At 37.9% G+C, this 20,551-nt stretch carries 19 protein-coding genes; all 19 read left to right on the top strand.

Annotated features, from left to right (window positions below):
* The first annotated feature begins 12 nt into the window (after positions 1-12).
* The 19 genes from GZH82_RS08470 to recA all read left to right on the top strand — a co-directional run bounded on the left by GZH82_RS08470 (position 13) and on the right by recA (position 20,369).
* Positions 13-912 carry a DUF7916 family protein gene (locus GZH82_RS08470; RefSeq protein WP_162682124.1) on the top strand — a complete coding sequence of 300 codons (900 nt, stop codon included), beginning with the start codon at positions 13-15 and terminating at the stop codon, positions 910-912.
* Positions 913-937: 25 nt separating this feature from the next.
* Positions 938-1,249 (top strand): PTS sugar transporter subunit IIB, encoded by a 312-nt coding sequence (locus tag GZH82_RS08465; RefSeq protein WP_162682123.1) that lies wholly within the window; start codon positions 938-940, stop codon positions 1,247-1,249.
* A gap of 5 nt (positions 1,250-1,254) precedes the next feature.
* Positions 1,255-1,566: a PTS lactose/cellobiose transporter subunit IIA gene (locus GZH82_RS08460; RefSeq protein WP_162682122.1), complete on the top strand. Its 312-nt coding sequence runs from the start codon at positions 1,255-1,257 to the stop codon at positions 1,564-1,566.
* Positions 1,567-2,216: 650 nt separating this feature from the next.
* On the top strand, positions 2,217-2,561 hold the full coding sequence (gene rbfA / locus GZH82_RS08455) for a 30S ribosome-binding factor RbfA (protein WP_014614065.1): 345 nt from the start codon (positions 2,217-2,219) through the stop codon (positions 2,559-2,561).
* 85 nt (positions 2,562-2,646) lie between these two features.
* Complete coding sequence (truB, locus tag GZH82_RS08450; protein WP_162682121.1) at positions 2,647-3,564, top strand: tRNA pseudouridine(55) synthase TruB; 918 nt, start codon at positions 2,647-2,649, stop codon at positions 3,562-3,564.
* Positions 3,565-3,578: 14 nt separating this feature from the next.
* Complete coding sequence (gene ribF, locus GZH82_RS08445) at positions 3,579-4,550, top strand: riboflavin biosynthesis protein RibF (RefSeq protein ID WP_162682120.1); 972 nt, start codon at positions 3,579-3,581, stop codon at positions 4,548-4,550.
* A 100-nt stretch (positions 4,551-4,650) separates the two neighbouring features.
* Complete coding sequence (gene rpsO, locus GZH82_RS08440; RefSeq protein WP_014614062.1) at positions 4,651-4,920, top strand: 30S ribosomal protein S15; 270 nt, start codon at positions 4,651-4,653, stop codon at positions 4,918-4,920.
* A gap of 158 nt (positions 4,921-5,078) precedes the next feature.
* Positions 5,079-7,172 carry a polyribonucleotide nucleotidyltransferase gene (gene pnp / locus GZH82_RS08435; protein WP_162682119.1) on the top strand — a complete coding sequence of 698 codons (2,094 nt, stop codon included), beginning with the start codon at positions 5,079-5,081 and terminating at the stop codon, positions 7,170-7,172.
* 511 nt (positions 7,173-7,683) lie between these two features.
* The gene (rnjB, locus tag GZH82_RS08430; RefSeq protein ID WP_162682118.1) at positions 7,684-9,357 is read left to right on the top strand and encodes a ribonuclease J2; all 1,674 of its coding nucleotides are present in this window, start codon (positions 7,684-7,686) and stop codon (positions 9,355-9,357) included.
* A gap of 136 nt (positions 9,358-9,493) precedes the next feature.
* Positions 9,494-11,848, top strand: a complete 2,355-nt coding sequence (locus GZH82_RS08425; RefSeq protein WP_162682117.1) for a DNA translocase FtsK — start codon at positions 9,494-9,496, stop codon at positions 11,846-11,848.
* 5 nt (positions 11,849-11,853) lie between these two features.
* Positions 11,854-12,570 (top strand): GntR family transcriptional regulator, encoded by a 717-nt coding sequence (locus GZH82_RS08420; RefSeq protein ID WP_162682116.1) that lies wholly within the window; start codon positions 11,854-11,856, stop codon positions 12,568-12,570.
* A 33-nt stretch (positions 12,571-12,603) separates the two neighbouring features.
* Positions 12,604-13,878: an EF-P 5-aminopentanol modification-associated protein YfmF gene (yfmF, locus tag GZH82_RS08415; RefSeq protein ID WP_162682115.1), complete on the top strand. Its 1,275-nt coding sequence runs from the start codon at positions 12,604-12,606 to the stop codon at positions 13,876-13,878.
* Complete coding sequence (gene yfmH / locus GZH82_RS08410) at positions 13,871-15,160, top strand: EF-P 5-aminopentanol modification-associated protein YfmH (protein ID WP_162682114.1); 1,290 nt, start codon at positions 13,871-13,873, stop codon at positions 15,158-15,160. The genes yfmF and yfmH overlap by 8 nt, the downstream gene beginning before the upstream one ends.
* A complete protein-coding gene (gene ymfI, locus GZH82_RS08405) occupies positions 15,157-15,861 on the top strand; it encodes an elongation factor P 5-aminopentanone reductase (RefSeq protein ID WP_162682113.1) in 705 nt (234 codons plus the stop codon). Before yfmH ends, ymfI begins: the two co-directional genes overlap by 4 nt.
* Positions 15,862-15,917: 56 nt before the next feature.
* On the top strand, positions 15,918-16,751 hold the full coding sequence (locus GZH82_RS08400) for a DUF3388 domain-containing protein (RefSeq protein WP_162682112.1): 834 nt from the start codon (positions 15,918-15,920) through the stop codon (positions 16,749-16,751).
* A gap of 18 nt (positions 16,752-16,769) precedes the next feature.
* Positions 16,770-17,165 (top strand): helix-turn-helix domain-containing protein, encoded by a 396-nt coding sequence (locus GZH82_RS08395; protein WP_162682111.1) that lies wholly within the window; start codon positions 16,770-16,772, stop codon positions 17,163-17,165.
* A gap of 41 nt (positions 17,166-17,206) precedes the next feature.
* Positions 17,207-17,791 (top strand): CDP-diacylglycerol--glycerol-3-phosphate 3-phosphatidyltransferase, encoded by a 585-nt coding sequence (gene pgsA, locus GZH82_RS08390; RefSeq protein WP_162682110.1) that lies wholly within the window; start codon positions 17,207-17,209, stop codon positions 17,789-17,791.
* Positions 17,792-18,011: 220 nt separating this feature from the next.
* Positions 18,012-19,187 carry a CinA family nicotinamide mononucleotide deamidase-related protein gene (locus GZH82_RS08385; protein WP_162682109.1) on the top strand — a complete coding sequence of 392 codons (1,176 nt, stop codon included), beginning with the start codon at positions 18,012-18,014 and terminating at the stop codon, positions 19,185-19,187.
* A gap of 138 nt (positions 19,188-19,325) precedes the next feature.
* Entirely contained in the window at positions 19,326-20,369 is a 1,044-nt protein-coding gene (gene recA / locus GZH82_RS08380; protein WP_019165446.1) for a recombinase RecA, read from the top strand.
* Positions 20,370-20,551: the final 182 nt, after the last annotated feature.

Below are 20,551 nucleotides of genomic sequence, written 5' to 3'. Positions count from 1 at the left end.
GGTGGATAAAAAATGGTAAAAAGATTAATCAGTGCAGATACCTCTGAAATCAGACAAATGACCGCTGAAGAACTTAAACAGAGTATTAAAGCATCAGAAGGACGTGTTGTATTATCAGAAAATGTGGCAACGAGAAATCCGTGGATTCATGAAGTAACGAATGCAGAAATGGCAGCATCTTTTGGGGCAGATTTAATTTTACTCAATGGTGTAGACGTATTAGATGTAAAAATTGCAGGACTACTCGATATTGAAAACAACCCGATTCAGTCTTTAAAACGATTATGCGGTCGTCCGATTGGTGTGAATTTAGAGCCAGTTGATCAAAATGCTGACATGATGGAAGAACGATTTGAATTAGAAGTTGGGCGTATTGCAAGAGAAGAAACGTTTGAAAAATTGAATGCGCTCGGTATGGATTTTGTGTGTCTCACAGGAAACCCTGGTACAGGTGTGTCAAATGATGCCATCGTGGAAAGTGTTAAACGTGCAAAAAGTTTGTTTGATGGACTCGTTTTTGCTGGAAAAATGCACAGTGCAGGTGTAGACGAACCAGTTGTCAACTTAGAATTGATCCAACGTTTAATTGACTCGGGTGCGGATGTCATTCTTGTACCATCCATTGGTAGCGTTCCGGGAATCACATTAGATATGGTGAGTGAAGCGGTTCAATTGTGTCATGCCCATGGTGTACTTGTCATGAGTGCGATTGGGACAAGTCAGGAAAGTGCCACAAAAGAAACAATCAGATTTTTTGGTCTTCAAAACAAAATAGCAGGCGTAGACATTCAACATATTGGTGATGCCGGGTACGGTGGATTAGCGCCAGTAGAAAATATTTATGAACTCGGTGTCGCCATCAGAGGTTTACGTCATACAGTTTCAAAAATGACACGTTCAATTTTAAGATAATCATTGATATCAAGGAGGAAACATCATGAAAACAATTCTTTTAGCATGTGCAGCAGGTATGAGCACAAGTATGCTCGTGCAACGTATGGAAAAGGCAGCGCAAGACATGGAAGGCGACTATAAAATCTATGCCGTTTCCGTGCCCGAAGTTGATAAAGAAGTAGAACAAAATGACATTGATATTGTACTGTTAGGACCACAAGTGAGATACGAAGAAAGAAAACTAAAAGAAAAATTAGAGCCTAAAAATATTCCGCTTCATGTCATTGATATGTCTGATTATGGCATGATGAATGGTCAATCTGTATTAGAAAAAGCAATCGATATGATTGGGTGATGACGATGGAGGATAAGAATCTAGAAACAGTGATGCAGCTTATCATTCATAGTGGCAATGCGAAATCTTATGCGATGGAAGCGATTCACGTCGTTAAAGAAGGTAAGAAAGCGCTAGCGTTTGAAAAATTGAAAGAAGCTGACAAAACAATTGTTGAAGCACATCGTTATCAAACTGAAATGTTGACGAAAGAAGCGAGTGGTGAAAAAACAGACGTCTCACTCCTTGTCGTGCACAGTCAAGACCATTTAATGACTGCTATGAATTTCATTGAGTTAGCAAAAGAAATTGTAACATTGTACAATAAAATAGATTGATAAAAGAATAAAGAGCTGAGGAATAAAGTTGACTCAGCTCTACTTTTAACATATAAAAATAGAAAAAAACAAACCCGTTAACCTGAATGAACGAGGGTATCCAATAATAGGCTGTAAGAGTAAAACATATGTTGAGCTAGCACTCACTCATATGTTGCTATGTTTTTAGCCCCTAATCTGCTCTCACAAAGTTGGTTAGAAGTTTTTTAAATCATATCACGAGATTGATATAAAGACAAGAATGGTGTTGTGAAATTACAATATAAGCAAAATCACGCAATCATATCAGATAAATACGTTGATTGTTAGTGGTGAAGTTTTTTATTAAGTTTCATTCTACTTTTTGAGTTGTTTGAAATACGAGATGTTTATCGTGTTTAAATGTTGAGTTGAATTTTAGGGTGAGACTCATAGAAAGTAGGTGGAATATCATTAACTTGAGTTGAGCTCTTAAAAAGTAAACCCAAGACAATAATTAAACAAGTTGCTTCAATCACCAACAATCAAAACACTTTCCACAGCACCTTTTGAAAATGAATGAAAACAAATCATCTTTCGCGCTCAGTTTCATTGACGCCTCTTCATACTCTCCTTTATAATGATGTATTGAGGATAACGCTACGACACTATGTTGAAAGGAGGCACATGATATGAATATGCGTGCAGAACGTGTTGGCGAACAAATGAAAAAAGAATTAATGGATATTATTAATAACAAATTAAAAGATCCAAGAGTGGGTTTTCTAACGATTACAGATGTACAGCCAACGAACGATTTATCACTAGCAAAGGTTTATTTAACAGTACTTGGTAGTGATAAAGAACGCGAAAATACATTCAAAGGTCTTGAAAAGGCAAAAGGGTTTATTAAATCTGAAATTGGTCAACGTATGCGACTCAGAATTGTCCCTGATTTGCAATTTGAATATGATGAATCGATTGAATATGGTAACCGTATCGAACGATTGATTCAAGATTTAAATCATAACGACTAACAATGTGCGCTAGAGTGCGTGAGATGATCTGCAATTGTAGAGTCCACGTAGTCTAGCTTATTTTATGAAAAAGGAGCGATAGTGGATGTATCATGGTATTTTACCTGTCTATAAAGAACGAGGATTGACGAGCCACGATGTCGTTTTCAAATTGCGCAAAATTTTAAAGACGAAAAAAATCGGCCATACAGGAACATTAGATCCTGAAGTGGATGGTGTCCTCCCTATTTGTATCGGCCAAGCGACAAAAGTGAGCGATTATGTGATGGAAATGGGTAAAACATATCGTGCTGAAGTGACGTTAGGCTTTTCAACGACGACAGAAGATCAAACGGGTGACATCTTGACGCGTGAAATCGTTACGGCTGACCAATTCGATCCGGTTCAAGTCGATGCAGTGTTACAATCATTTGTAGGGCGGACGACACAAATTCCACCGATGTATTCGTCTGTGAAAGTAAATGGTAAAAAATTATATGAATACGCACGCAATGGTGAAACGGTAGAACGTCCCGAACGCCAAATCCATATTTCACATATTGCACGGATTTCGGAATTGATTTTTGAAAATGACACTGCACGTTTTTCAATAGAAGTGACTTGTGGCAAAGGGACGTATATTCGAACACTCGCAACGGATATTGGCCTTGCACTCAATGTACCAGCGCACATGTCATTGTTGACGCGGACGATGAGTGGTGGCTTCAGTTTAGAAGAGGCACTTAGTTTAGCAGCAATTGAACAGGCACATCATGACGATACACTCCAAAATCAATTATTACCACTTGCATACGGCTTGAAAGGACTTCCATCTTTCCTTGTTCAAAATGAAAGTGATAAAATGAAGATAAAGAATGGACAAAAGTTTGCTAAAGGTTATTTTAATGTTCCATTTGAGCACCAACTTGTCATGATTGATAGTGACAATGGCGATGTATTAGCAATTTATGAAGTACATCCATCACGACAAGATGAAATTAAACCGAAAAAGGTATTCAATTAAAAGGAGACTTGGTTATGGAAGTTATCGAAATTACACATCCTATTCAAGCTGAACAATATATTCAAGAGGATGTAGCGATGGCTCTTGGCTTTTTCGATGGGCTACATAGAGGGCATCAAGCATTATTTGATGAATTAGATCGCGTGGCAAAGGAAAAGGATTTGAAGAAAGCGGTCATGACTTTTGATCCACATCCGTCAGTTGTTTTAAATCCTAAACAAAAACGCACAACTTATATTACGCCGTTAAATGATAAAATTGAATTATTAGGTGAACAAAATATTGATTATTGCCTTGTAGTAAATTTTTCTTCACGATTTGCAGAAGTGACACCTGATGAATTTGTTCAAGACTATTTAGTGAAAAATCAGGCCCGTGTCATTATTGCTGGATTTGATTTTACATTCGGTAAGTATGGCAAAGGAAATATGGCGATGCTTCAAGAATATCAAGATCAATTTGAAAGTATTACAATTGGCAAGCAAGATTTAAACCGTGAAAAAATTTCAACGACGGCGATTCGTGAAGCATTAAAAACGGGTAATCTTGCGAAAGCGAATGAGCAATTAGGTTATCGTTATCGTATGAAAGGGACTGTTGTACAAGGAGAAAAACGTGGCCGTACGATTGGTTTTCCGACAGCGAACATTGAACCAAGTGATGACTATGTTTGGCCAACGCTCGGTGTTTATGCGGTAAGTATGATGATTGGTTCAAGTGAGCAAATTTATCGCGGTGTTGCTAACATTGGTGTGAAGCCGACGTTTCATGATGATCTTCCACAAGCTGTTATTGAAGTGAATATTTTTGATTTTGCAGAGAATATTTATGGAGAACGTGTCACGATTTATTGGCATCACTACATTCGACCAGAGTTGAAATTTGATGGTATTGATCCACTCGTTGCGCAAATGAACGATGACAAAGCACGTGCAAAACATTTATTAGCGGTTGATTTTGGTGATGATGTATCATATAATGTATGAGTCTAATAATGATTAGCACACGACCTTTATCTTGGTAGGTTGAAACTCCGACGCCTCACTCAGATAAAGGCACGAAAAATTTAAAGGAGGAAATTGACAAATGGCAATTTCACAAGAACGTAAAAACGAATTAATTAAAGAATATCGTACACACGAAACAGACACTGGTTCACCAGAAGTTCAAATCGCTGTGTTAACTGCAGAAATCACTGCATTAAACGATCACTTACGTATTCACAAAAAAGACCACCATTCACGTCGTGGTTTATTAAAAATGGTAGGACGTCGTCGTCACTTATTAAACTACTTACGTGACAAAGACATCCAACGTTACCGTGAATTAATCAAGTCATTAGGTATTCGTCGTTAATTTTAATGATTGCGCACGTACTAGTGGCATTACAGGAAGGAGCTGGGACATTTATCGTATCCGGCTCCTTTTTTAACTATTAAAAGATGATGATGTAAGATATAATTGAAATGTAAAAGGCTACGAAACGTTTAAAGAGGTAGGAGAGGAGATTTATAATGTCTCAAGAAAAGAAGGTTTTTAAGACGGAATGGGCAAACCAGCCGTTAACAATAGAAACAGGACAACTCGCAAAACAAGCGAATGGTGCTGTGCTCGTACGCTACGGGGACACAGTTGTCTTATCTACAGCGACTGCATCAAAAGAACCACGTGATGGCGACTTTTTCCCACTAACTGTCAACTATGAGGAAAAAATGTATGCTGCGGGTAAAATTCCAGGTGGTTTCAAAAAGCGTGAAGGACGTCCAGGTGATGAAGCGACATTAACTGCACGTTTAATCGACCGTCCTATCCGTCCATTATTCCCAGATGGCTATCGTCATGATGTCCAAATCATTAACACTGTATTGAGTGCGGATCCTAACTGTTCACCTGAAATGGCAGCGATGATCGGTTCATCAATGGCGTTAAGTGTATCAGATATTCCATTTCAAGGCCCAATTGCGGGGGTTAATGTGGGTTATGTTGATGGTGAATATGTCATTAACCCGAATTTAGCACAACGCGAAAAATCACGTCTTGATCTAGAAGTAGCCGGTCATAAAGATGCGGTGAACATGGTTGAAGCGGGTGCGAGTGAAATTACTGAAGCAGAAATGTTAGAAGCGATTTTATTTGGACATGAAGAAATCAAACGTTTATGTGCATTCCAAGAAGAAATTATTGCGCATTTACAGCCTGAAAAGCGTGAATTTATTCCTGAAGAGAAAAATCAAACGCTCATCGATTCAGTGACGCAAATGACAAAAGATGAGAATTTAAATGGTGCCATTCAAACGTTCGATAAACAAGAGCGTGACGAGAATCTTGATGCGATTAAAGAACGTATTTTAGCAAACTTTGAAAACGAAGAAGATCCAGAAAATGAAGCGTTATTAAAAGAAGTCGGCACAATCATTAATACGTTAATTAAAGATGAAGTACGCCGTTTGATTGCAGATGAAAAAATTCGTCCAGACGGTCGTAAACCAGACGAAATCCGTCCATTATCATCAGAAGTAGGCTTATTACCACGTGCACACGGTTCAGGATTGTTCACACGTGGACAAACTCAAGCATTGTCTGTGTTAACGTTAGGCTCTATTTCTGAATATCAAATTATCGATGGTTTAGGCGAAGAGGAGCACAAACGTTTCATGCACCACTACAACTTCCCGAACTTCTCGGTAGGTGAGACAGGTCCAGTACGTGCGCCAGGTCGTCGTGAAATAGGTCACGGGGCATTAGGTGAACGTGCATTAAAATACATTATTCCAGATGAGAAAACATTCCCTTACACAGTACGTATCGTAAGTGAAGTGTTAGAGTCTAACGGTTCTTCATCACAAGCGTCTATCTGTGGTTCAACATTAGCGTTAATGGATGCGGGTGTGCCGATTAAAGCACCGGTTGCAGGGATTGCGATGGGTCTTGTCACACGTGAAGAAAGCTACACGATTTTAACGGATATTCAAGGTATGGAAGACGCACTTGGCGATATGGACTTTAAAGTTGCAGGTACGACTGAAGGGATTACTGCGATTCAGATGGACATTAAAATCGATGGCTTAACGAAAGAAGTCATTGAAGAAGCGTTAGAACAAGCGCGTAAAGGTCGTTTAGCTATTTTAGATCATATGATGCAAACGATTGCCCAACCAAGAAAAGAATTAAGTGCTTATGCGCCTAAAGTAGAAATCATGCAAATTAAACCTGAAAAAATCCGCGATGTGATCGGACCAGGTGGTAAACAAATTAATGAAATTATCGATGCGACAGGTGTTAAACTCGATATCGAACAAGATGGTACAGTTTACATCGGTTCAACGGAGCAAGACATGATCAATCAAGCACGTACATGGATTGAAAGTATCGTGCGTGAAGCAGAAGTCGGTCAAGTGTATCATGCGAAAGTGAAACGTATTGAAAAATTCGGTGCCTTTGTTGAACTGTTCCCAGGTAAAGATGCATTAGTTCACATTTCACAAATTTCGAATGAACGCATTAACAAAGTGGAAGATGTGTTGAACATGGGTGATACACTGAAAGTCAAAGTGACTGAGATTGACAAACAAGGTCGTGTGAACGCTTCTCATAAAGTGTTACTTTAAAATTAACAAAGCATGACATTTGAATAGATGAACTTAAAAAACAGAAGTAGATGTGACGTATTGGCATTGACTTCTGTTTTTTGTATAGGGAGAGACAATTCTGAGGAAAGTGGTATATTTGAGGAAAATAAACATTTTGTCGGGTGTTATCATTCTTATCCTATTATTCGGTGGGATTTTGTTGAATTTTTTACATCACTCTGAATCTATAGTGGTGATGTATAACATTATTACGGTTGTCATAGTCGTGTTACTTTTCTGGAATGCATCTCGGAATTAAGGATTGATTTTGAAATAGTTATCAATGGCTAAGACTGAGCGTGATGCTTTAATACATATTTTTCTAATGTAGGAGGATAATTTGTAGAGTAGCATCAATCAATTATCGTGTATACAAAATCCTCAACCTGTCCTCCGTGAATCACTTTAATAGTGTACAGAGTTTCCATTATCCACTATAATAAAATATGAATGTAAAATGGACGGGCTATATTTATTAGGAGGTAAAATTTTGAATTTAGTAAAGAAGAAAAATAAAGACATACGCATTATCCCCCTTGGTGGCGTAGGAGAAATCGCCAAAAACATGTATATCGTCGAAGTTGATGATGAAATGTTTATGCTTGATGCAGGGTTAAAGTTTCCTGAAGATGAAATGTTAGGAATTGATATCGTGATTCCTGACATCCAATATGTATTAGAAAACAAACATAAATTAAAAGGGATTTTCTTAACACACGGTCATGAACATGCGATTGGTGCAGTTTCATACATTTTAGAACAAGTTGAGGCTCCGGTTTATGGTTCTAAATTAACGGTTGGTTTAGTGAAAGAAAACTTAAAAGCACGTCAAATTAATAAGAAAATCCGTTATTATGTGGTCAATAATGAATCTGTCATGCGTTTTAAAGGTGTAAATATCACATTCTTTAATACGACGCACAGTATTCCGGATAGTTTAGGTGTATGTATTCATACGTCATACGGTGCAATCGTATATACAGGCGAATTTAAATTCGATCAAAGTTTACACGGTCATTATGCACCTGACATGAAGAAAATGGCTGAATTAGGCGAAGAGGGTGTGTTCGCATTATTAAGTGATTCAACTGAAGCTGAAAAGCCAGGCTATAATACCCCTGAAAATGTCATTGAAAGTCATATGTTTGATGCGTTTGCGAAAGTGACTGGACGTCTCATCGTGTCATGTTATGCATCTAACTTTATTCGCATTCAACAAGTGTTAAATATCGCAAATAGATTAAATAGAAAAGTATCATTTTTAGGCCGTTCATTAGAAAGTTCATTTAGCATTGCACGTAAGATGGGCTATTTCAACATTCCAAAAGATCTATTAATTCCTATGAGCGAAGTTGAAAATTATCCGAAAAATGAAGTGATTATTATTGCGACAGGGATGCAAGGTGAACCTGTAGAAGCGTTGAGTCAAATGGCACGTCAAAAACATAAAATTATGAATATCCAAAAAGGTGATTCTGTATTTCTAGCTATTACCGCTTCAGCCAATATGGAAGTCATTATCGGTAATACGTTGAATGAACTTGTACGTGCGGGTGCCTATATTATTCCAAACAACAAAAAGATTCATGCATCAAGTCACGGTTGTATGGAAGAGTTGAAATTAATGCTCAATATGATGAAACCTGAGTACTTCATTCCAATTCAAGGTGAGTTTAAGATGCAGATTGCGCATGCGAAACTCGCGAGTGAAGCGGGTGTGAATCCAGAAAAAATCTTCTTAGCTGAAGCAGGTGACGTCATTCATTATGATGGCAAGGATATGAGCTTAAATGAAAAAGTGAATGCGGGTAATGTCCTCATCGATGGTATTGGTGTCGGCGATGTCGGTAATATTGTGTTACGTGATCGTCATTTACTAGCAGAAGATGGTATTTTTATCGCTGTCGTTACGCTCGATCCAAAAAACAGAAGAATTGCGGCTGGCCCTGAAATTCAATCAAGAGGCTTTGTTTATGTCCGTGAAAGTGAAGCGTTACTTAAAGAAGCTGAGGAAAAGGTACGTGAAATTGTAGAAGCTGGTTTACAAGAAAAGCGTATTGAATGGTCTGAAATGAAACAAAATATGCGTGATCAAGTGAGTAAATTACTCTTTGAAAGTACACGTAGACGACCAATGATTATTCCAGTGATTTCAGAAATATAGTTTAAAATCAGTGTGAAGTTCAAACAAGAAAACGAATCTTACTCTTTGAAAGCCACGCCATTTTAAAGAGGAGATTCGCTTTTTTCATCATACAGGTTGATGATATCATTTTTTAGAAAGTAGAAGGTGACGAAGCATGGCGCAAACCAAGAAACGGAAATCCCAAACGACGCGCAACAGAAAGCGTACTTCGAAAAAGAAACAGAATGATACGCCTATTCGATTCATACTCGCGATAGTGATGGTCATTGTCATCATGTTAGGCGTGTTTCAACTCGGCCTCGTTGGAATTGCCATTGATAGCTTTTTTAATTACTTATTTGGTTTAACACGTTATCTTACATACTTTTTACTTTTATTAGCGATTGGTTTTATCGCATATAATGGCAAATTACCTAAAACGCGTCGATTGACTGGTTCGATTGTCTTACAAGTTGCGCTTTTATTTGTCGCACAATTATACTTTATGGCAACAGGAGGTATGAGAACGAAACGGGAGCCTGTTTTATCATACGTGTTCCAAAGCTATGATGCGGCAGAACACATGCAATTTGGCGGAGGGGTATTCGGTTTTTATTTGATGCATTTGTTACTACCACTCATTTCGCTCGTTGGTGTTGTGATTTTGACGCTTGTATTACTCGTTTCAAGTGGTATTTTATTACTGAAAAAACGTCATCGTGATGTCGCAAAAATATGGTTGGAACAATTTAAACAATCTACAGCCTCGTCATATGAAAAGGTGAAGGCGCATCAATCTGAACGACGTATGACAAGAAAAGAGAAAAAAGAACAAAAGCGATTTGAACGCGAACAACAACGTGCAGCAGAACCAAAAGATGTGTCAGATTTTCCTGAAGTCGATATTCCAGATGATGAACCGACTGATTATCCATCGATTCCTATTTTCGGCCATAAATCTGTAGAAGTGGACACACCAACCCAACCAGTACAAAAAGAGTCGATGCAACCCGATATACCAAAACGTAATAAAGCTGAGACTCAAACGCACAGTGAAGTAAAGGGAAGCGAATCAGAAGGTAGTATTACTGAAGCGGGTGCAGCGGAAAATCAACAATATGAAATCCCGCCACTGACGCTATTGAATGAACCGAAACGTCAACATACGACTTCTAAAGCTGAAGTTCAACGTAAAGGGAAGTTGCTCGAGACGACATTGAAAAACTTTGGTGTCGATGCGAAAGTGACGCAAATTAAAATTGGACCGGCAGTAACACAATATGAAGTTCAACCTGCGCAAGGCGTCAAAGTGAGTCGTATTGTCAATTTACATAATGATATTGCACTTGCACTTGCAGCTAAGGATATTCGAATTGAAGCGCCTATTCCAGGTAAATCAGCTGTAGGGATTGAAGTACCCAATCAAAAAGTGGCGATTGTCACATTAAAAGAAGTATTGGACGAAAAATTCCCAGCTAAAAATAAATTAGAAGTGGCATTAGGTCGAGATATTTCAGGTGAACCGATAACAGCAGAATTGAATAAAATGCCGCATTTATTAGTCGCAGGTTCGACGGGGAGTGGTAAGTCAGTTTGTATTAACGGTATCATTACGAGTATTTTATTGAATGCTAAGCCACATGAAGTCAAGCTCATGATGATTGACCCTAAAATGGTAGAATTAAATGTGTATAACGGTATTCCGCATTTATTAACGCCAGTTGTCACAAATCCACATAAAGCCGCACAAGCACTTGAAAAAGTTGTGGCAGAGATGGAAAGACGTTACGATTTATTCCAACATTCAGGTACGCGAAATATTGAAGGGTATAATGACTTTATTACACGTAAAAATAAAGAGCTTGGAGAAAAAGAGGCGTTATTACCGTATATTGTCGTCATTGTCGATGAGTTAGCTGATTTAATGATGGTAGCAGGTAAAGATGTTGAAACTGCCATTACACGTATTACACAAATGGCACGTGCTGCAGGGATTCATTTGATTATCGCAACACAACGTCCGTCAGTCGATGTCATTACCGGCTTAATTAAAAACAATATCCCGTCTCGTATCGCATTTGCCGTGAGTTCGCAAACAGATTCTCGTACAATCATTGATAGTGGTGGTGCTGAGAAGCTGCTAGGTAAAGGGGATATGCTCTTTATTAAAAATGGTGGTTCGACGAGAACGCGTGTCCAAGGTGCCTTTTTAAGTGACCAAGAAGTACAAACAATAGTCGATTACGTCGTGGCGCAACAAAAGGCGAATTATGTGAAAGAGATGGAACCAGATGCGGTGACAGAAGGTAGTACAGAAAGTGAAAGTGATGATCCACTGTATAAAGAAGCTTATTTATTCGTTCTTGAACAACAAAAGGCGAGTACGTCACTGCTTCAACGCCAGTTTAGAATTGGTTATAATCGTGCATCAAGAATTATGGATGATTTAGAACGTAATCAAGTGATAGGCCCGCAAAAAGGCAGTAAACCGAGACAGATTTTAGTTGATTTAAATGATGGAGAGGTGTAACCCAAATGTCTGTAAATCCTGATGTTAATATTGTAAAAGAATGGATTCTTAAAGAAATAGAGGCAGAAAACATTAAACCTGGTGAATCGTTACCAGGTTTATTGGCCATTGCGCGTCAACTCAATGTCACAACAGATAATGTACAAGTGGCAATTCATGAACTTGTGACTGAACAAATGATTACACAAAATTTTGAAGAGGGTGCACGTGTCAAAATTCCGCAACCATTTTTCTATCCTTTAGATGAGTTGATGAGCATTGGTCGTATGATTTCTGATAAAGGTTATGAAAGTGGAACGGTATTTTTAAGTCTTGATGAAGAAATCGCTTCTCTCGACGACTGTAAAGTGATGCAATTAGAACCGAATTCACCTATTACAGTCATTGAACGTATACGCACTGCTAATAGTCAGCCTGTCGTATATTGTTTGGATAAAGTGACAACAAACGTATTATCTCATTTTGGGACACATAATCAGCAAACGTCTATTTTAAAAGCGATTGAAGCCGAGAGTCATCAAACGATTGCTTATGCTGAAACTGAAATGGAAGCTATTAGTTATGAACCTTATATTTCAGATGCACTTGAAGCAGACCCACAAGATGGCCTTATGTTATTAAAACAAGTCCATTACACAGAAGATGGCACACCGATACTCTATTCTTTAAATTATTTTAAAAGTAGCCTAGTGAAGTTTCGAACAATTCGAAAACGTCTATAACTATATCAAAACCATTGTTAAAGGAGGAGTTGCATGAAACAACTTCAAGAACACCCGGATCAACGTATATCTGTTTTATCCACAAACAAATTTAAAACGACGACAATGACATTTAAATTCATGGCCCCATTAGATAAAAAGACGATGACCCAACGTTCATTGTTGAGCAAATTACTCGTCCGTGCCACACAACAATTTCCGACAGATAAAGCTTTCAATCAATATCTCTCTGAATTGTATGGTGCTTATGTGAATAGTTACGTGTCGAAGTATAAAGACCGTCACGTCATCACTGTTACACTTGAAATTGTCAATGAACGTTATTTGTTAGATGATGAACCATTGTTTGACAAAGGGCTCGCATTATTAAAAGAGGTCATTCTTAATCCGCTTGTTAAAAACGGCGCCTTTGATGAAACGTTTGTCGCACAAGAGAAAAGTTTATTGAAGAAAAAACTGACAGCGATTGAAGATAATAAATCACAAATTGCGTATTTACGTTTACTTAAGTATATGTTTGGCGAGCATCCATACCGTTATATGGCAGCAGGCGACCTTGATGAAATTGACGACATTACAGCAACAGATTTATATGATACATATCGTTCGATGTTAGACAATGACTACTGTTCAATATACGTGGTAGGCAATGTTGAGGAAGAAGCGACAATTCAACATATACAATCAGAATTCAATATTCAACCTTTTACATATCAAGCGACACAATTTGGTCAACATATCCAGTATGATGCACCTGTTAATGAAGTGATTGAACATGACAATGTGGATCAAGCGAAATTAAACATGGGTTTTCGTTTTCCAACGCATTATGGCGAAAAAGATTTTTATGCATTTCTCGTGTTCAATATGATGTTTGGTGGAGATCCTTCATCAGTGTTGTTCAATGAAGTCCGCGAACAAAAGAGTCTCGCTTACTCGATTCATTCACAAATTGATGGCAAAAATGGTTTCCTATTCGTTATGAGCGGGGTTTCAGCTAAAGATTACCGATTAGCCAAAGAAACGATTATCGAGGCATTTAACCGTTTTAAATCAGGCGAATTTACAGATGACAAAATGGAATTAGCGAAAAAAATCATTTTATCAGGACGTAAGGAATCTAAAGACCGTCCAAAAAATATGATTGAAATGATGCATAATCAATTGTTGCTCGAAGTACCAGAAACGGATGTCCAATATGAAGCGCGTATACAAGCAGTTAAACATGAAGACATTCAACGTCTCTGTCAAAATGCGCATCTCGATACGATTTATATTTTGACAAAGGAGGATGATATGGATGAATGAAACATATTATCAACAAATTGATGAAACGGTCTATCATTCTACTTTGGCGAATGGGCTGAATCTGTTCATTATTCCAAAGAAGGATTTTCAAAAAACATTTGTCACATACACGACGCAGTTTGGTTCATTAGACCATCGTTTTAAACCACATGGCGCAGAAGAATTCGTCTCTGTTCCGGATGGTGTTGCACATTTCTTAGAGCACAAGTTGTTTGAAAAAGAAGCAGGCGACTTATTTACAGAATTTGCAGAACATGATGCCCAAGTGAACGCGTTTACAAGTTTCGATCGTACGAGTTATTTATTTAGCGCGACGAACCATATTGACGACAACATTATACGTTTATTGAAAATGGTAGAGTCACCATACTTTTCAGAAGCAACAGTAGAAAAAGAAAAAGGAATTATTGCAGAAGAAATTAAAATGTATCAAGAGCAACCGGGATACCGTTTGATGTTTAATACGTTACGTGCGATGTATCAAGATCATCCCGTACGAGTCGATATTGCAGGTTCGGTTGAGAGCATTTATGAAATTACGAAAGACGATTTATATTTATGCTATGAAACATTTTATCATCCTTCTAATATGGTGTTATTTGTCGTTGGTGATGTTGATCCGGAGCATATTGAAAATTTAGTCCGTACGCATGAAGATGCACGTAGAATTGTGGCACAACCAGAAATTGAACGTGATCCACTCAGTGAACCTACTGAAGTCATTGAGCATCAAGTGGTTGAATCGATGCCCCTTCAATCACCAAGAATTATGCTCGGTTTGAAGCATCCGGTTTATGATATGTCACTACATCAAGGTGTCAAAGAAGATATCGAAATGTCATTTTTCTTTGAGATGATTTATGGTGAAGAAACGAATTTTTATCAGTCGTTATTGAGCCAAGATATAATCGACGATACGTTCAGTTATCAAACAGTCATTGAGCCGACATACAGTTTTTCATTGATTACATCGGCAACGACAGAACCTGAACAGTTAAAAACATTACTATTGGATGAATTACATGCACGTATTGGTACTTTAGATGATCAGCACGCGTTCGATTTGTTAAAACGTCAATTTATTGGTGAATATATTTCGAGTTTAAATGCACCAGAATATATTGCAAATCAATCCACAAAGTTTTATTTTGATGGTGTGAGCTTATTTGAATTATTGAATGTGATCGATAGTATTACGTTAGATACGATGAATGAAACGGTTCGCCGTCGTATAGATATGAATGCACTCGTCGATAGCCGTTTGGAGATTAAAACGTCATGAAAGCAATCGTCATCGGTGGTTCTGGAACAATAGGTCGTGCAATTACGCATGACCTTCTTTCAAATGGTTATGAAGTGATTGTGACGTATCATCAAACCCCGTTAGCAACTTTGATGGGTGAATTTCAAGGGCAACCTGTCCAATTTGTACAACTTGATTTGGCTCAACCTGTGAATCTAGAAGAAAAGTTAGGTTTTGTACATAATTTAGACGTAATGGTTTATGCGAGTGGTCATAGTTTATTTGGCATGTTGCAAGATATGACGGATATCGATATTCATGAAGCTTATCAAGTGCACGTTTTTCATTTCATTAAAATCACACAATATTTTGTTAATCAATTAATTCAAAGTCCACATGGCAGAGTTGTGGCGATTTCGTCCATTTGGGGTGAAACGGGTGCAAGTTTTGAAACGATTTATTCTAGTATGAAAGCGGCACAAATCGGTTTTGTGAAATCATTAGCCAAAGAATTAGCCCGTACATCAGTGACAGTCAATGCGATTGCCCCTGGTGTCGTCGTTGGTTCAATGACGGATGCACTCGATCACGAGGCACGTGAAGCATTGTTAGAGGAATTGCCTCAAAATCGTTGGATTGACCCAGATGAAATTGCACACGCCACACGCTTTTTGTTATCGCCATTATCACAAAGTGTGACCGGCACAGTTCAACGTATTAATGGTGGTTGGTATTGCTAGTTTGATATAATGGGGATTAAAGATAAAAGCCACTGTCGACATTAAGGGGGATTTTGATGATTACACGAGAAAAACGCGAATGGTACTTAGAATATCAAATTAATGTGAATCGTGCAGGGTTATTAGGTGACGTTTCGAGTTTATTAGGGATGATGGGCATTAATATTGGAACGATTAACGGTATCGATCAGTCCATTCGTGCCTTTATTATTAAATCGGATAGCGAAGAAAAGATTAAACGCTTTGAGACATTATTAAAAGAAATTGATGACATTTCGTTAAGAGTGTTACGTGAACCTGAACTGAAAGATAGACTTGCAGTAAGACACGGACGATATGTGAAACAAGACGAACATGATAAAAAAATATTCCGTTTTGAAAGAGATGATTTAGGGTTACTCGTTGACTTTATGGCAGAACTATTTAAAGAAGAGGGTCACAAATTGATTGGTATTCGAGGCATGCCACGTGTCGGAAAAACCGAATCTATCGTGGCGGGCAGTGTTTCGGCGCATAAAAAATGGTTGTTTATCAGTTCGACACTCATTAAACAAACTGTGCGAAGTTCTTTAATTAAAGGTGAATATGATAAAGATCATGTATACATTATAGATGGTGCAGTGACAGCAAGAGAAACGAATCCGAAACATCAGGAACTCGTCAAAGAAGTCATGACCTTACCATCTGTTAAAGTCGTGGAACATCCGGACTTATTTGTCGAAGCGAGTGACTATATTATGGATGATTTTGATTATATTATCGAATTGCGTGCCGAAGAAAACCAAGAAATTGAATATGAAGAAATGAAAAAGCAAACCGTTAGAAGTAAAAATAACTTAGATTTTGGTGATACTTTTGGCGGCTTTGGTGACGGTTTCGGTTCACTGTAACGATGGGGGGAATGACAGGTGCGGACCATTGGAGAAGTATTACAAAGCAAAAGAGAACGTTTAGGTATGACGTTAACTGAACTAGAAAAAAGAACGCAAATTCAACGAGAGACACTCGTGAATATTGAACAAAACCGTTTTGACCAGTTCGAACATCCGAATCACATCCGTGGGTTTATTCAAAAATATGCACAGTCTGTCAATATCGATGGGCGTCTGCTCATGGAGAAGCATGATAAAGAATTACCTGCAATCCAACGCCAAGCCCATGTAATTTTAGAACAAATTGCCCAACAAAAAGAGGTGCTGAATTTTACACAATCAGATCAACAACCTAAAAAAGTGGCGATTTTAATAGGTTTATTGACAGGTGTCACAGCTGTACTTTGGGTGCTCATGACCCTTATGTTATAATAAGAGCATCAGATATAGATTGAGTGAAAAGAGGAGCAAACATGAATATACCGAATCAGATTACCGTCTTTCGTGTTATTTTAATCCCTATTTTTATGTTATTCGCACTTGTAGATTTTGGAATGGGGCAAGTGACATTTTTGGGAGGACAGCCGATTCGTATTGAATTTTTAATCAGCGGTATCATCTTTATTTTGGCGTCGTTAAGTGATTTTTTAGATGGTTATTTAGCACGTAAATGGCAAATTGTTACGAATATGGGGAAATTTTTAGACCCACTTGCAGACAAACTACTCGTTTCTGCTGCACTGATTGTTCTAGTCGAACTCGGTTTAACGAACTCAGTTGTCGCAGTGATTATCATTGCACGTGAATTTGCAGTTACAGGATTACGTTTATTGCAAATCGAACAAGGTTTTGTCAGTGCTGCGGGTCAATTGGGAAAGATTAAAACGGCAGTGACGATGGTTGCATTGATTTTAATTTTATTAGGTGAACCTTTCAGCCAGTGGATTGGTTTCAGCTTAGGACAAGTTTTATTATACATCGGTGTCTTTTTCACAGTGCTTTCTGGTGTTGAGTACTTTTACAAAGGCCGTGACGTATTTTTACAAGATAAAAAATAAGCAACGCACCTATTTAAGAAAGATGATGACAATGGTTGAACCATCGTTTTTTATAATCATTCGTTTTTACTAAATAGCAAATATAAATGGCTAGGGTAAGTATCCTAGTCATTTTTTTAACTGTTTTTGGCGTTTTTCTTTTTATAAAATAGCGATGTAAGATAAAATAAAATGTAATGAATACGACAATCAACATGAACGAAAGATGGGGGACGAAAATATGAAAGTATGTATTATTGCAGTGGGATCAGAACTACTGCTAGGCCAAATTGTTAATACGAATGCGCAATTTGTATCGCAAAAATTTAACGAATCAGGTCATCATGTATTGGAACATATCGTAGTTGGGGATAATGCACAACGTCTTGAAAATGTGACAAGACGTGCTTTACAACAATACGATGTGCTCGTATTTACAGGGGGACTTGGTCCGACGAAAGATGATTTAACGAAACAAACAGTGGCAGAAGTGTTGAACAAAGAACTTGTCATGAATCAAGAAGCAATGGATGATATAGAAGATTACTTCAAACAACATGGTAAAGTCATGACACCAAACAATAAACAACAGGCTTTAGTTATTGAAGGCGCTGAAGTTTTGGCGAATCAAGTCGGTATGGCACCAGGTATTTATGTTCAACATGACAATAAGCATATCGTGATGTTGCCTGGACCACCTAAAGAACTTGAGCCTATGGTCGTGAATGAATTGATGCCGTACTTCTCTCAAAGCGGTCAAACGATTGGATCAGAAGTTTTACGTTTTTGTGGCATTGGTGAATCACAAGTTGAAACTGAACTGATGGACTTGATTGATGCGCAGTCAAACCCAACGATTGCCCCACTAGCAGGAGCGCATGAAGTGACCATTCGCATAACAGCAAGTGGTGAAAACACTGAAGTGACAAAACAGTTGATTGCACCGATAAAACAAGAAATACTAAAGCGTATCGGTTTGTATTACTATGGTTCTGATGACATGACACCTGAACGAGCTGTTTTACAACTACAACATCAAACATTTGCAGTATATGACCAAGTAACAGAAGGGTTATTTCATGCCCGATTGAAGCAAGAAGATGCCCAACATTTACTGAAAGGATATATGTTGCATCATCCTCAATTTTTAGATGTATCAGATGTTATAGAAGAGCAACTTTATTCAGCGGCACTGTTTGTTCAAGCGCTTTATGAGAGTGAACAGGCCATCAGCATACTCTCTCAAGATAACACAGTTTATATAGGATTATTAGCAGGTGATGCGTTCCACATTAAAACGTTTAAAATGGCACAAATGAGACATTTACAGCGTGACAGAAGTCAAAACTATATTTTAATTACGTGGTTAAATTGGTTAAAACATCCTGAAAACCGATCTATAATTGATAAAATATAAGTACATGCGTTCTGTTTCGAAGGAATTATGCTTCAAAAATAACGAACAAACATTCGCAAAACACTTGTAATTTGATTTAATACCATGTATAGTAGAATTAAATTAAAAGGAAATTTCGATCAAGTAGGGGGTCCTAAATTGGATAATGAACGTCAAAAAGCGCTAGATACAGTAATTAAAAATATGGAAAAATCATTTGGTAAAGGTGCCGTCATGAAACTGGGCGAGAATAAAGATCGCCGCGTTTCAAGTGTTTCAAGTGGTTCGGTAACGCTAGACCATGCATTAGGGGTTGGCGGCTATCCTAAAGGTCGTATCATCGAAGTTTATGGTCCCGAAAGTTCTGGTAAAACAACAGTTGCTTTACATGCCATTGCTGAAGTACAAAAAAATGGCGGTATTGCTGCATTTATTGATGCCGAACACGCACTCGACCCAGTTTACGCTGAAGCATTAGGTGTAGATATTGACAACTTGTACCTTTCACAACCAGACCACGGTGAACAAGGACTTGAAATTGCAGAAGCCTTTGTCAGAAGTGGCGCAGTGGACATTATCATTGTCGACTCAGTTGCGGCATTGACACCTAAAGCTGAAATTGAGGGTGAAATGGGTGATACGCATGTTGGTTTACAAGCGCGTTTAATGTCTCAAGCATTGCGCAAACTTTCTGCAGCTATTTCAAAATCAAAAACGACAGCTATCTTTATTAACCAAATCCGTGAAAAAGTAGGTGTCATGTTCGGTAACCCTGAAACGACACCAGGGGGCCGTGCACTGAAATTCTACAGTTCAGTTCGTTTAGAAGTACGTCGTGCGGAACAATTGAAGCAAGGCCAAGATATTGTAGGTAACCGTACAAAAATTAAAGTTGTTAAAAATAAAGTGGCACCACCATTCAAAGTAGCAGAAGTGGATATCATGTATGGTAAAGGGATTTCACGAGAAGGCGAATTGATTGATTTAGGTGTACAATACGACATTGTAGATAAATCAGGTGCTTGGTATTCATACAACGGTGAACGTATGGGTCAAGGTAAAGAGAACGTGAAACAATTTTTACTTGAAAACCCTAAACTTGAAGATGAAATTGACCGTAAATTACGTGAAAAACTCGGCATTTATGATGGTGATGTAGAAGAACCTGAACAAGAAGAAACACAAACACTTTTTGATGAATAATAATAAATATAATTCATTTAAAAAGAAACATACTTCAATAATAAGCGATGTGGGCAGGATTCGTCAATTCTGTGTCTATCGCTTTTTATTTGTTATCGCGACAGAAACCTTGATTTTTCGTTGTTCAAAACGTACAATTGAACTTGTATGATTCTTATTTTTATCCATATAATCATATAGAT

This window comes from Staphylococcus sp. MI 10-1553 (genome assembly GCF_010365305.1).
Lineage (GTDB): Bacteria > Bacillota > Bacilli > Staphylococcales > Staphylococcaceae > Staphylococcus.
This window is presented reverse-complemented; position numbering and strand designations above follow the sequence as displayed.

Bases quoted from the DNA above. Each gene is read 5' to 3' on its own strand.
- GZH82_RS08470 (WP_162682124.1), top strand. From the start codon at position 13: ATGGTAAAAAGATTAATCAGTGCAGATACCTCTGAAATCAGACAAATG.
- GZH82_RS08465 (WP_162682123.1), top strand. From the start codon at position 938: ATGAAAACAATTCTTTTAGCATGTGCAGCAGGTATGAGCACAAGTATG.
- GZH82_RS08460 (WP_162682122.1), top strand. From the start codon at position 1,255: ATGGAGGATAAGAATCTAGAAACAGTGATGCAGCTTATCATTCATAGT.
- rbfA (WP_014614065.1), top strand. From the start codon at position 2,217: ATGAATATGCGTGCAGAACGTGTTGGCGAACAAATGAAAAAAGAATTA.
- truB (WP_162682121.1), top strand. From the start codon at position 2,647: ATGTATCATGGTATTTTACCTGTCTATAAAGAACGAGGATTGACGAGC.
- ribF (WP_162682120.1), top strand. From the start codon at position 3,579: ATGGAAGTTATCGAAATTACACATCCTATTCAAGCTGAACAATATATT.
- rpsO (WP_014614062.1), top strand. From the start codon at position 4,651: ATGGCAATTTCACAAGAACGTAAAAACGAATTAATTAAAGAATATCGT.
- pnp (WP_162682119.1), top strand. From the start codon at position 5,079: ATGTCTCAAGAAAAGAAGGTTTTTAAGACGGAATGGGCAAACCAGCCG.
- GZH82_RS08425 (WP_162682117.1), top strand. From the start codon at position 9,494: ATGGCGCAAACCAAGAAACGGAAATCCCAAACGACGCGCAACAGAAAG.
- GZH82_RS08420 (WP_162682116.1), top strand. From the start codon at position 11,854: ATGTCTGTAAATCCTGATGTTAATATTGTAAAAGAATGGATTCTTAAA.
- yfmF (WP_162682115.1), top strand. From the start codon at position 12,604: ATGAAACAACTTCAAGAACACCCGGATCAACGTATATCTGTTTTATCC.
- yfmH (WP_162682114.1), top strand. From the start codon at position 13,871: ATGAATGAAACATATTATCAACAAATTGATGAAACGGTCTATCATTCT.
- ymfI (WP_162682113.1), top strand. From the start codon at position 15,157: ATGAAAGCAATCGTCATCGGTGGTTCTGGAACAATAGGTCGTGCAATT.
- GZH82_RS08400 (WP_162682112.1), top strand. From the start codon at position 15,918: ATGATTACACGAGAAAAACGCGAATGGTACTTAGAATATCAAATTAAT.
- pgsA (WP_162682110.1), top strand. From the start codon at position 17,207: ATGAATATACCGAATCAGATTACCGTCTTTCGTGTTATTTTAATCCCT.
- GZH82_RS08385 (WP_162682109.1), top strand. From the start codon at position 18,012: ATGAAAGTATGTATTATTGCAGTGGGATCAGAACTACTGCTAGGCCAA.